At 56.8% G+C, this 12851-nt stretch carries 11 protein-coding genes; 4 read left to right on the forward strand and 7 right to left on the reverse strand.

The features are described from left to right. Window positions 1-65: 65 nt before the first annotated feature. From A0257_15920 to A0257_15935, 4 genes are all read right to left on the reverse strand, one after another. On the reverse strand, window positions 66-1094 hold the full coding sequence (locus tag A0257_15920) for an epimerase (GenBank protein ID AMR28431.1): 1029 nt from the start codon (window positions 1092-1094) through the stop codon (window positions 66-68). Window positions 1095-1150: 56 nt separating this feature from the next. Beyond that, window positions 1151-1837, reverse strand: a complete 687-nt coding sequence (locus A0257_15925; GenBank protein AMR28432.1) for a capsular biosynthesis protein — start codon at window positions 1835-1837, stop codon at window positions 1151-1153. Between the two features lie 103 nt (window positions 1838-1940). Next, the gene (locus tag A0257_15930; GenBank protein ID AMR28433.1) at window positions 1941-4436 is read right to left on the reverse strand and encodes a hypothetical protein; all 2496 of its coding nucleotides are present in this window, start codon (window positions 4434-4436) and stop codon (window positions 1941-1943) included. A 48-nt stretch (window positions 4437-4484) separates the two neighbouring features. After that, entirely contained in the window at window positions 4485-5288 is an 804-nt protein-coding gene (locus A0257_15935; protein AMR28434.1) for a hypothetical protein, read from the reverse strand. 357 nt (window positions 5289-5645) lie between these two features. Here A0257_15935 and A0257_15940 point away from each other — a divergent pair, with 357 nt between their 5' ends. The 4 genes from A0257_15940 (at window position 5646) to A0257_15955 (ending at window position 8566) form a co-directional block, all read left to right on the forward strand. After that, entirely contained in the window at window positions 5646-6794 is a 1149-nt protein-coding gene (locus A0257_15940) for an acyl-CoA dehydrogenase (protein ID AMR28435.1), read from the forward strand. An 83-nt stretch (window positions 6795-6877) separates the two neighbouring features. Then, window positions 6878-7075, forward strand: a complete 198-nt coding sequence (locus tag A0257_15945) for a 30S ribosomal protein S21 (protein ID AMR28436.1) — start codon at window positions 6878-6880, stop codon at window positions 7073-7075. 162 nt (window positions 7076-7237) lie between these two features. Then, the gene (locus A0257_15950; GenBank protein AMR28437.1) at window positions 7238-8122 is read left to right on the forward strand and encodes an integrase; all 885 of its coding nucleotides are present in this window, start codon (window positions 7238-7240) and stop codon (window positions 8120-8122) included. 144 nt (window positions 8123-8266) lie between these two features. After that, the gene (locus A0257_15955) at window positions 8267-8566 is read left to right on the forward strand and encodes a ribosomal subunit interface protein (protein AMR28438.1); all 300 of its coding nucleotides are present in this window, start codon (window positions 8267-8269) and stop codon (window positions 8564-8566) included. Window positions 8567-8667: 101 nt separating this feature from the next. On the opposite strand, the gene A0257_15960 is transcribed toward A0257_15955, so the two are convergent. The 3 genes from A0257_15960 to A0257_15970 all read right to left on the reverse strand — a co-directional run bounded on the left by A0257_15960 (window position 8668) and on the right by A0257_15970 (window position 12830). Next, on the reverse strand, window positions 8668-10137 hold the full coding sequence (locus A0257_15960; GenBank protein AMR28439.1) for a hypothetical protein: 1470 nt from the start codon (window positions 10135-10137) through the stop codon (window positions 8668-8670). Between the two features lie 120 nt (window positions 10138-10257). Further along, a complete protein-coding gene (locus A0257_15965) occupies window positions 10258-11520 on the reverse strand; it encodes a methionine adenosyltransferase (protein ID AMR28440.1) in 1263 nt (420 codons plus the stop codon). A 107-nt stretch (window positions 11521-11627) separates the two neighbouring features. Then, the gene (locus A0257_15970; GenBank protein ID AMR28441.1) at window positions 11628-12830 is read right to left on the reverse strand and encodes a hypothetical protein; all 1203 of its coding nucleotides are present in this window, start codon (window positions 12828-12830) and stop codon (window positions 11628-11630) included. Window positions 12831-12851 lie beyond the last annotated feature (21 nt).

Consider the following 12851-nt stretch of genomic DNA (forward strand, 5'->3'; position numbering starts at 1 on the left):
GGAAAGTCAACTTAGGAAGCTGCCAGCCCTACTCAAAACAATGCAAGGAGGCCAGCCAAGCTTCGCTAAGTTACAACCGGCGGCCGAGACGTCCGGTTCGTTTCGAGGGTAGTAGCCAGCCAGGCCACGGTTTCGGCCAGCGGGCGAAAGCCGAGCCCCGTGGTGCGCCGCGCTTTGCTGGCATCGTACGCTAGGGGCTGCCGGCCCGCGCGGGCCGTGTCACGGGTGATGAGCGGCCGCGCCCCGGTGAGCAGCGACCGGGCATGCTCCAGCCGCCAGATGACCTCGGCCGCCCAAGGCGGCACGGCCACGCTGGGCGGCCGCCGGCCAAATGCCTGCGCCAGCATAGCCAGCACCTCCCCCAGCGGCTGCATGCCCGCGTTCAGAATGTAGCGGGCGGGGGGCAGGTCGGGCAGGTCCAGCGTGAGCCGTAGCAGGTGCGCCACTACATCCCGCACATCTACGAAGTTGATTTGATTGGGCGTGTAGAATCGGTGCTCGTCGTAGGCGTAGCGCAGGAGCTGCGTGCTGCTGCGGTGCCAGTTGCCGGCCCCGAGTACGATGGAAGGATTAACGATAACGGCTGATAATCCTTCGGCTACCCCTCGCCACACTTCCAGCTCCGCCAAGTACTTGCTGGTAGCGTAAGCCGAGTGGCTGGCGCCCAGGTCCCAGGTAGCGGCTTCATCGAGGAGGCGGGGGGTAGGGGCCGCCGGCGCATCGGCCCCGCCGGCCGTGGCCGTTTGTCCCAGGGCTGCCACCGACGATACATAGCCCAGCCGGATGGCGGGGTGGCGCAGGCAGGCATCCACTATGGCCGCGGTGCCCTCCACGTTCACTTGCAGCAGCGCGTCCTCATCCTGCGGAGCATACGAAACAAGGCCCGCACAGTGCACGACGTGCGTTATCTCCGCCGTGATGACGCTGGTGAGCAAATAGGTGTCAGCTAAATCACCTTGCACCCACTCCACTCCGGCAGGGCCATTGCCAGGCAATGAGCCGCGATATAGCGCCCGCACCGCCAACCCACGCCCGCGCAGCTCCCGTAACACGAAAGAGCCAATAAGTCCAGTGCCGCCCGTCACAAAAATCATAGTGCCGAAATTACCCTACGCTACCGTACACGTTTATGCCCGGTTAGCCAGTGGCTTTACAAAGTAGTATTAAGCAAGGGCAAAGCCAGCAGCTTGCGGAAATAAGGCAAATGTTGCGTCTTTTTAGCCAGCGTAGCCGTGTGGCGGAGGTGGTGCGTATCGGTGCCCACAAAATCTACCAAGCCGCCGTCGATAAGCTTTTCGGCCACCTTGCGCGCCGCCGGGGAGTAATAGCCAGCCAGTGAATTAAGATTGAGCTGAAGCAAAACGCCATTTTCCTGCCGCAGCTTCTCCAGTTCGGCAAAGCGGCCGTAGAGGTACACGTAGCGCTCCGGGTGAGCCAATACGGGGCGGTAGCCCGCCGCTTGCAGCTCAAAAATGGTCGGCTGCAAATTAAAGGGTTCGTTGAGATACGAAGTTTCGAAGAGTAAATAGCGCTTATCGCCGCCAAAGCTGAGCAGCTCGGTGCCACTCGCCAGCTTGTGACCCAGCCACTCATCCAAGTAATACTCCGCCGCGCACTCCAACACGACATCGGCTAGGCCGGCTTCTGCCGCGGCAGCCTGAAGCGTAGCCAGCGCCGACCTAATTCCCTCCGGCGTATTCTTATAAAAATCGCCCATAACGTGGGGCGTCATTACCAGTTTGCGGAATCCCATGCTCCGCAACTCCCGCAATAAGTCTAGGCTATGCGCGAGGGTTTCGGCCCCGTCGTCAAGGCCAGGTAGCAAATGCGAATGCATATCCGCTCCCAAAGCCCCGAGCGGTGGCAATGCTGAAAGCCCATCGCTGGTAGCAGGGACTTGGCCACCAAAAAACTGCTTCCAGAAGTTTGTCATGGAAAGACTAACTAAAGAGGCTTTTTATGCGCTTGCCAAGGGTTGGTTTTTGCTCGGTTTCATCATAGTAGCCCATGCCTTTAGTGCCGTAACCGTAGCCATACCCGTAGCCATACCCGTAGCCGTAGCCATAAGAGCCTTGTGCCTTCGCGTCATTAAGAATAGTTGTCATACGCGTAAACTGATTATTGCGCATCAGCCGATTCATGTTTTTGAGGAAGGTTTTGCGCGAGTAGTTAGCCCGCACGATGTATATCGGCACATCAGCTTTACGCATAATCAGAATGCCATCCGTTACCAAGCCTACCGGCGGTGTATCAATCAAGATAACATCATAAGTGCGATATAATTCCTGAATCATCAAGTCGAATCGTGGGTTTAGAATCAGCTCCGATGGATTAGGGGGGGTAGGGCCCGCCGATATGAAGTCCAACGACTCGATGCTGGTGTGCTGAATGCACTCAGCAACCGTGTGCCGGTCAATAAGAATAGTACTTATGCCACGTACGTTTTCCGCATCAAAAGCCAGGTTTACTTTTGGCTTGCGCATATCCAAATCCAAAATGACTACTCGCTGACCAGATAAAGCGATAATGCCGCCAAGATTTACGGTAACAAATGTCTTGCCTTCGCCTGATATAGTGGAAGTCACCGAAATCAAGCGTTTTTTGTTGGATGGGCTAATAAAATCTAAATTAGTCCGAATAGAGCGAATGGCCTCTGATACCGAAGACTTCGGATTTTTATCTACTATTAGACGTGATATGTTTAGCTGCTCTTTATCATACGTAGGAATCACACCTAGTACAGAAGCTTTAGTGTTGCGCTCCAGCTCATTGACACTGGTGATAGTGTTATGCATCAGATAACGCGTTCCAATCAAACCTAATCCCAAAATCAGCCCACCTGCTAAGCCAATGGCATACACAAGTAGTTTTTTAGGTGATATAGGCTCTTCGGGAGCAAAGGCTGGCGAAAGTATCTGAAAATCAGCAGTAGTGCCCGCATTTTTGATATTGTATTCTACCTTTTTCTCCAATAGCATCTGATAGCTATTGCCATAAAGACCCAGTGGACGTTTAAGTCGCTCCAACTCTGTTTCCTTACCCGGAATTAATTGTAGCTCATTGCTCAACTTGCCCTGTTGAGTGTCAAGTAGCGCGATTTGACCGCGCAACTGCTTTTGTGCTTGGACCAACTGATGTTGTAAAGTTGCCTGTGCGAATTTTAATTGTGCGAGAGGACCTTGCACCGCTTCCAGCCGGTCCTGGTAAGAGCGCCTGATGCGCCGCAGATTCTGCTGTAGCGCATTCAAATTATTCAACTGTTGCGATAATGCCGGGTCTTCAAGTAATGCCAGGCCTGGGATAGTCTGGTCAACCGTTACCTCGTCACTGGGAGTTAAACGCTCTGCGGCGGCGCGTTGACTTACATCAGCTAAAAGAGTGAGCTTTTGCTCTAGTTTGAATCTATCTTCCTCAATCTTCTCTAGTTTATTAGTTATAGTTCCAAGTTCGCCTTTGGCGTCGTATGTGCCATTTTGTTGCACGAAGATTTTTAAATTATCTTCAGCTTTAGCAAGATTCTGCCCATTCTCTTCTAGCTGCTTATCTAGATAAGCAAGAGAATTTTCAGTTGTTTCTTGCTTATAAGCAAGCTTGACATCCCGATACACTGTATCAAGTGCATTAACAATTCGCTGCGCTTTAAATCGGTTATTATCCAGAAAAGAAATCTGGATGGTATTAGCAATTGGGTTTAATACTTCCGCTTTTAGATTATGGTCGAGATAAGAATTAATAGTGTTGTCGTCTACAATCACAAAATGATAAATGGCATCAAGCTCTGCGGGAGATGACGCTGACAATAATCTTAAACTAATTCCTGGTAATTTGACTAATTGGCCAAATTCATAATTGCCGCCTAGTTTTGCGTTACCTACCGTTACGTTGAGTCGGTAATGTTTTGCGTCGATGTACTCAACGTCAAATTTGTGGTTATAATAGGCAGGGTCGCTTATAACGTAGGTAACCCGATAGGGACAATTACCGAAGAGCTCGGTTTCCAGAACGGTTCCTTGCGTATAATAATTTATATCTAATGGCACTGTTTGCTTGAGCCTTTTGTAAGTCAACCCCGACTTTATCAACTCTACTTCTCCAGCCAGCTGTGAAGCTTGGTTGTTCTCCGCGCCCCCCATAGCCATTCCTAACCCCAATGCACTCGCGTCGCTATGGTCATCTATTTTGAGAATAGACGTTGCTTCGTAAATGGGTTTAGTATACCGCATATACAGCCAGGAGGAGGTAATGCCTAGCGTAAGGAGAAAAATAACCCACGGCAAGCTGCGACGGGCAACCAGCACTAAGGTGCTCAGGTCGAAGTTATCCCCATCTTCAGTATCTTCTTCGGCAAAACTGGCGCCCGTTGGTGGCGCGGCCTCGCCGCCAGTGCTAGCCCGCCGGATTAGCTCTTCCAGTTCCGCGTTTTCTGTAGATGCCATAGGTTAAATCGATAAAATGCAGGTAATTCCCGTCAAAATAAATTTATATTACCTGGTTATGCTATAAATAAAACCCGAGGTAGTCAATAGCAGCGTAAATACACTGAGCACCGGGGAAATGTCAGTGACTGCTTCAATTAATGGGCGCCTTACGGGCTGGATATAAATAATATCATTTGGCTCAACCTGTAAATTACCTTTGCGCATTCCCTCCAGGGTACTGAGGTCAATGAACTGAACTTGTGGATTCTTTAAATCACCACGAATAATACGAATATTGTTAATACGCCCGCCATAACGGGCTATACCACCACTACCCCCACTGCCGTCGGCACCCCCGGCTAATGCCAATACTTCCAGCAGGTTCATATTGTCATTATTAAGAAAGATGACCTGTCCCCCTGGTGCACCAAGTATAATGACGCGGTTATTCGTCACCGCTGTCTTGACGAAGGTTTCCTTATAGTAAATATTGTACTGAAGCTGTAAAACGCTGTCGGCCTGAATAAGGGTTAAGCCCTGAACCTTCACCCGGTCAACGAGGGGTAGGCGGGCAGTACCATCAGCCTGCACCACAAACTGCGTGCTGCTGCGGATAGCACCAGCCCCTTGTCCTACATTTCGCTGCCCCGTATTTACTGAACTAGGCGTGGCCGAGGTGCTGCCAACACTGGGCGTGCCGAACTGAAGCTCGCCGTTGGGGTCAATAAGCCGTTCGCCTTTGTTGGTGTAAACCTGAACATTTAAGACGTCATTGGGACGTATGCGGTAGTTGCGGTCCGTGCGGTTGACTGCCCGCCGCAGCTTGGCCGTGTCAATTACGCCATCAGCCCCCTTAGTGAGCTGAAACATAGTGCGTTGGCGATAATATTTGCTGGTAGCGCACGACGAAAGCATGCAAAGTACTGGCACGACCAGGAGCAAAAACCGGCGTAGCGGCGGAGACGAAAGCCCAGTAAGAATAAACAAGAGAATGTTAATTCAGCAAAAGCGCGTTGGCCGGGAGGGAGCTAACGGACACCTTTGAAAGGTAAAAAATGTCTCAAAAGTAACCCATTTCTCTGCGGCTTTCAAAAATGAGCTGCCGCAATGCCAAGCCATTTATAACGGCGGCGGCTGATAAAGCCGTATTTTTGCGGCGTGGCCAGCTCTTTGTGGTGACGCATTCCATTCTTCTTCTCTCCCTACCCACCCCTTTTTAATTACTATATGGAAGCTACCGTAGCTACCGAAAACCAAGCCATGATTGCGCAGATGGTGCGCGATTTTGGGCTTCAGAACATCAAGCCGCAGATGATGCGCTGGGATGAAACCCAGGAATTTCCGCGCGACGTGTTTCGCCAGCTGGGCGAGCTTGGACTGATGGGCGTGCTTGTGCCTCAGCAGTATGGCGGCTCCGGCTTTGGCTACCAGGAGTACGTGACGGCTATCGTTGAGCTGTCCAAGATTGATGGCAGCATCGGGCTGAGCATGGCCGCGCACAACTCGCTCTGCACCGGTCACATTCTTCAGCATGCCTCAGAAGCGCAAAAACAGCAGTACCTGCCCCGCCTGGCCACGGGCGAGTGGCTGGGGGCCTGGGGCCTCACGGAGCCCAACACGGGTTCGGATGCCGGCAACATGCGCACGACCGCCGTGCTCGATGCCGATGGCGAGCACTATATCCTCAACGGAGCCAAAAATTTTATTACCCACGGCAAGAGCGGGGAGGTGGCGGTAGTCATTGCCCGGACTGGCGAAGTGGGCGACTCGCACGGCATGACGGCCTTTATCGTGGAGCGCGGCACGCCGGGCTTTGAGGGGGGTAGGAAAGAGGACAAGCTCGGAATGCGCGCCTCCGAAACGACGGAAATGATTTTTACCGACTGCCGGATACCTAAAGCCAACGTTATCGGCAAGGTAGGCGACGGTTTCGTGCAGAGCCTGAAGGTGCTCGACGGTGGGCGCATCAGCATTGCGGCCCTGAGCCTGGGCATTGCCCAGGGAGCCTACGAAGCAGCGTTGCAGTACAGCAAGGAGCGGCAACAGTTCAACCAGCCCATCAGTAATTTCCAGGGCATCGCGTTCAAGCTGGCCGACATGGCAACCGAGATTGAAGCCGCCAGCCTGCTCACCTACCGCGCCGCCGAGATGAAAGACCGGGGCCAGAACGTGAACCTGGAATCGGCGATGGCCAAGTTATATGCCTCCGAAGTGGCCGTGCGCACGGCTAATGAAGGCGTGCAGATTTTTGGGGGCTACGGCTATACCAAGGACTACCCCGCCGAAAAATACTACCGCGATGCCAAGCTTTGCACCATTGGCGAAGGCACCAGCGAGATTCAGAAACTGGTAATCGCGCGGGCGTTGTTAAAATAAGTAAGGTTCTGCTTGACAATCTGTCAAGACCCTGCGTATCTTTGCGGCCCGTTTGCCCTGAAAGAGACTCCTCACTCCCCGATATGATTATCGTTCAAATCAAAGACAACGAAACCGTTGACCGTGCGCTGAAGCGCTTCAAGAAGAAGTTCGAGCGCACTGGCGTATTGAAAGAATTGCGTCGCCGCACGTTCTTCCAAAAGCCGAGCATTACCAAGCGTAAGCTGAAGCAGAAGGCAGTTTACAAACTGGCTACCTACGGCCCAGAAAGCGAGGCATAAGCCATCGGCTTATTGCTAAGGGCACAAAGTTCTTAAAAAGCCCGTCCGAATGCTGCATAGCATCTGGACGGGCTTTTCGCGTTGGCTAAAGCTAGGTTAGAAAATAGTTTTTCGCTACTTTGCACTATACCCTACCCCCTCAACCAGCGGTAGCGTTGCCACATGGACGAATTCCTGGATTTTCTGCGCTACGAGAAGCGTTTTAGCCCCCACACTGTCACTTCATATCAGACAGATTTGACGCAGCTTGCTACGTACTTGCGGTCAGAGTACGAGTTGGCTGCGCCGGCGCAGGCCACGCATCCGCTCATCCGGGGGTGGGTAGTGAGCCTGATGAGCCAGGACCTGGACCCGCGCACGGTGAACCGCAAGGTGGCCTGCCTGCGCTCCTTCTACAAGTTTCTGCTGCGGACCCACCAGATTGAGGCCAACCCGATGCTGCGCATCAAGGCACCCAAGATGGCCAAAAAGCTGCCCGAATTCGTGCCCGAAGAGTCCTTGAACCGCATGTTGAATTCGTTTGAGTTCGAGGACAGCTTTACCGGAGCCCGCGACCAACTGGTGCTCGAAATGCTATATGGCACGGGCATCCGTCTTTCCGAGTTGCTGGGTATTACGGATAATGAGTTAGATATCAGCGCGCGCACGGTGCGCGTGACGGGCAAGGGCAACAAGCAGCGCATCGTGCCGCTAAACCCTTCGCTGCTGCTGGTGCTGGAAAAATACCGGACTTGGCGCGCCGCGGAGTTTGGGCCAGCGGCCGCTAATAAGCCCTTCTTCCTAACTGATAAAGGCGAACCGCTCTACGAAAAGCTGGTGTATCGCACCGTGAAGAAATACCTGAGCCAGGTATCGACCTCTGCGGCGCACCAGCATCCGCACGCGCTGCGCCACGCGTTTGCTACCCACCTGCTGGGCAAGGGTGCCGACCTGAACGCCATCAAGGAATTGCTGGGCCACGCCAGCCTGGCAGCCACGCAAGTGTACACGCACTTGTCCGTTGACCGCCTGAAATCCGTATTTGAACAAGCCCACCCTCGGGCCTGATTGTCTTGTGAGCTGCGGCTACCAGGTTTTTAGTTGGCGTTTAGGCTGTTGGGATAGTTCTTCCTTCAACAGGCTTGCGCTGGTTCAAAACGTAGGAAGCGTAGCTACCAGTTTTTACTTCCCACCACCATTCCCTTTTTGCCCATGAAAGTGCAAATGCAGTCGGTCCATTTCGATGCCGACCAAACTCTACTCGATTTTATTCAGCAACGCCTCAACAAGTTGGAACATTTTTATGACCGCGTCACGGATGGCGAGGTCATCCTCCGCCTCAACAACAAGGACGGGGTAGCCAACAAAACCGTTGAAATCAAGCTAATAGTACCCGGCAGCACCCTTTTCAGCCAGGAAGATGCTACTTCCTTCGAAGCCGCTACTGACGCTGCGGTAGAGGCTTTGAAGCGGCAGATTACCAAACATAAAGAGAAGGCACTGAGCCACTAGCCGCTGCGATAGCAGTAAAAAAGCCCTGGTCGCATCGCGCGGCCTTGTCCTTACCCAAAATTCAAAAAGCGCCGGCCGATAGGTCGGCGCTTTTTTTGAGGTTAGTCGTCAAGTAGTTGGCTGGCCAGGTGGGCGGCCATGTTCACTCCTTCGACGAGTAGACGCAGGCTGCGGCGGCCGAGCCAGAGGGTTTGCCAGCCGGGTGGGCCGTCGCCTTTGCGGCCCAGGTGGCCGCCCAGTGCGGCCAGGGCCAGGAATACAGCGCGCACGGTGTCCAGCGGGCGGCGGCTCTGGTGGCGCAGTACCCGTAATTCCCTGGTCGTCAGGCCAGCCACCTCGGCAGGGGCGTCCGGCTCCAGGCGGCTTTTTTCGCGCAAGTCCACCAGGGCCAGCGCCACTACGCTCAGCAGGGCCACGGCCGCGAAGAGCCGGGCGGCGGTTTGCAGCTGGAGCTTTTCGGCCCCGAGTCCTGTCTTTAAGGCCTTGTGGAAATCTTCTATCAGCCAGCGGCTCGTGTACTGGCGGGCGCAGGTCAGGGCCTGGGCGAAGTCGGTGACAGGCTGGTCGCAAAGCCGCAGCCACTCCAGGCCGGGGGCCGCCTCAAGGGCCGTTTCTTCCCAGACCCGCACCAGGCTGGCGGGCACCGGCTCGCCCTTGCCCGTGGCCCCGCCCGGCCGCTGCGGGGCTCGTAAAGCTACTGCCGGACTGAAACTTACCTGCAAGACTAGCTCGCGCGCCGGCTGGCGGGGCCGCCCGCGCAGGGCCAGGGAAAAGGTGCCGACGCTGGGCTGGGCGCGGGCCAGCTCAAAGAGGCGGCCGGCGGGCGTTTTGGCCGGCCCCGCCACCAGGGCCCGGTCCTGGGCGGCCCGCACCACGAAGCCCAGCCCCTGGGTGTGGCACTGCTGCAAGTGCTCGTAAATGTCGGCCCCGCGGTCGGCCACTACTACCCAGCGCGTGCCGACCGGGGGACTCCCTACCGCCCGCAGACTCTGCGCCCACAGGGCCGACTCGCGGGGCCGGCCCTGGCGGGGGCGGGAACCGCCGTGGGGGGCCGCTTTCTCGGCTTCGGGCACGGGCTGGCGCACGTGAAACTGCTGGTCGAGTAGGCCCAGCAGCGGCAGGGCGGGCCGTTTGGCGGCCGGGTCGGGGTCGACGGCGGGCCAGGCGGCGGCCACTAGCGAGTGCAGCAGTACGCCCTGACTGCGGGCCTTGCCCGGCCCCACCGGCCCGAGGCCCGCCCGGCGCTCGGCGGCCTCGGGCCAGCTCAGCTCGGTCGTATCCTCGACCAGCAGGTACGTGCCGGGTACGTGCAATTGCTGACTAACCAGCTGCCGGTGTGGCGCTTGCAACGCATCAGGCGTGGTCTGCGAGTGGCTTAGCAACTGATAAGCGGCTTTGCTGGCGTAGGGCTGCCCCCGGCTCAACTGCGGAATGCTAGCCCCCGGCTGCCGCGCCCAACCGGCTGCCAGCGTACACACGCGCTGGCGGCGGCGCACATCACCCAGCCGTACCTCGCCAAAATGCGTCTGCGCCCACTGCTGTGGGTCGCCAAAATGCGTCGAAATAGACATGCCCGCAAGCTACTGCCAGCCCACAAAAAAAGCGCCGACCACGAGGACAACGCTTTTCTGAGTTTTGGGTAAGGACAAGGCTGCGCGAGCGGCCGGGGCTTCTTTTGTGCTGTGAATAAATTACAGCTTAAAAGCAGCTTTAATCTGGTCCACGTAGTCAAGTTTCTCCCAGGTGAAGGTTTCGAAGGTCTTCTCCTCGCCGTCTTTCATTTTCACCGTGATGGTGCCGGGCTGGCGGCCCATGTGGCCATAGGCGGCGGTTTGGCCAAAAATGGGGTTGCGCAGGCCCAGGCGCTCCACGATGGCGTAGGGGCGCAGGTCGAACAGCTCGTTCACCTTATCTGCAATTTCGCCGTCGGTCAGGGGCTGACCAGCCGCGTTCTTGGCTTTCGTGGTGCCATAGGTAGTCACGTAGAGACCTACTGGCCTGGCCACGCCGATGGCGTAGGCCACCTGCACCAAAACCTGGTCGGCCACGCCGGCCGCCACGAGGTTTTTGGCGATGTGCCGGGTGGCGTAGGCCGCCGACCGGTCCACTTTGCTGGAGTCTTTGCCCGAGAAAGCGCCGCCGCCGTGCGCGCCCTTGCCGCCGTAGGTATCCACGATGATTTTGCGGCCCGTCAGGCCTGAATCGCCGTGCGGGCCGCCGATAACGAACTTGCCCGTGGGGTTGATATGGTGCTTTATATCGCCCGTGAACAGGGCCTGCATCTCGGGGCTGAGGCTGGCCTTCACGCGCGGAATAAGCAGATTGATGACGTCTTGCTTGATGTGGGACAGCATCACTTCCTCCGACGGGTCGAAGTCGTCGTGCTGGGTGCTGATAACGATGGCCTCAATCGCTTCGGGCCGGTGGTCGTCGGAGTAGCGAATCGTGACCTGGCTCTTGGCATCGGGGCGCAGGTAGGTCATTTCCCTACCCCCCTTGCGGATGGTGGCCAACTCCTGAAGCAGGCTGTGCGACAAATCCAGGGCCAGCGGCATGTAGTTGGCCGTCTCGTTGGTGGCGTAGCCGAACATCATGCCCTGGTCGCCGGCACCCTGCTCCTCGGGAGCCTGGCGCACTACCCCCTGGTTGATATCGGGCGACTGCTCGTGCAGCGCCGACAGGATGCCGCAGCTTTCGGCCTCAAACTTATACTCGGCCTTGGTGTAGCCGATGCGGCGGATAACGTCGCGGGCAATGTGCTGCACATCAACGTAAGCGGAAGACTTTACTTCACCGGCAATAACGACGAGGCCGGTGGTAACGAGCGTTTCGCAGGCAACTTTGGCGGCGGGGTCCTGGCGCAAAAAGTCGTCGAGGATGGCGTCAGAAATCTGGTCGGCAACTTTATCGGGATGGCCTTCCGAAACCGATTCGGAAGTGAACAGATAGGGCATGGCAAGGGGCTAGACAAACAAAAACCCGCCCGTCGGGCCGGTCAGGGGCGCGGGCGGGCGGGCCGCAAAACTACTCATTAAATCCTGACCAAGCGTGCCTTGGACCGCTAAGCAGGGGTAGGCAGCTTCTCGCACACCAGCACCACGAAACGTCCGCGCAAGTCGGTGGTCGCGAATAAATAAATGTCGCCACCCTCCCGGATACCCGTGTGCCGCCGAAAATCGGCCACCGACTCGGGAAAATTACGGGTCGTGACGTGCGCCCGGCCCTCGGGGCCGAGGTAAGTTTTGAGGGTGGGGCCATCGGCCTTTTCGGTGGCCAGAATCTTGAAAATCCGGCCCGGAAAATCGGCCCGTAAGTCCTGGCTGGTATAAAGGTGGCTGTGCTGTTGCAGCTTTAGCAGCTCAAAGGCCGAGCCAACACTCTTGAAGGCACCGGCCTTGAGAATGGCGGCATTAGGCTCGTAGAGGTATTGTTGCGCCTCGGCGTAGCGCGGCACGGCGCGGGCCTCGCGGGCCCGGTTGAGGCGAAACTCCTGCTGGCTGCCATCGCGGCGCAGGTTCACGGCCAGGCGCTCGGGGTCCACGGCGGGCTCTTCGCCCAGCTCGTACAAAACTTCTTTTACCTCATTTTCCACGGCCACTACCCAGAGCCGGCGCACGTGCTTCAGCTCTCGAATAGCCAGCTCGATATCGAGTATCGGCGATGTTTTGAGCAAAATGCGCGGCGCGTGGCGCAGCAGCAGGGGTAGGAGGCGCGGCACGTCGGGCTCACAGTCGGCCAGCTTAAAAGCCTTGCCACCTTTTTTATCGCGCCGGGCCGGGTCAAGGTATAACCAGTCGAATTGCTGGCCGCTTTGCTTGAGAAACGCCGCCGCATCGCCCGTGTGGGTCGCTATATTACTGATGCCCAGCTGGTCAAGATTGTACGCCACCACGGCGGCCAGGTGCGCATCGCGCTCCACATAAGCCACCTGGTCAACCACGGCGGCAAAATGCGCCGCATCGGCTCCAAAACCGCCGGTTAGGTCGGCCAAGCTGGTTGCGCCGGCCACCAGCGCCGCCTTGTAGGTGGCCGTGCGCTCCGACGAAGCTTGCTCGACTGAAAGCGCGGGCGGAAAAATCAGCTCCTGGTTGTCGGCCCAGGTGGGCAGCTTGCCGCGGGCTTTTTGGCGGGCCTGAATCTGGCGCACCAGCTCGGGCACTGGCAGGTGAGGGTGGCGGCGGGCTTGCAGCGCCAGGTGCGCCGGGTCGTCGTGCAGGTGGGCAGCCACGTAGCGCCGGGCCGCCTCGGGTAAAGGAAACTCCATTGTGCAGCTACTAACGAAAAA

Origin of the sequence: Hymenobacter psoromatis (assembly GCA_001596155.1) — a bacterium.
GTDB lineage: Bacteria > Bacteroidota > Bacteroidia > Cytophagales > Hymenobacteraceae > Hymenobacter.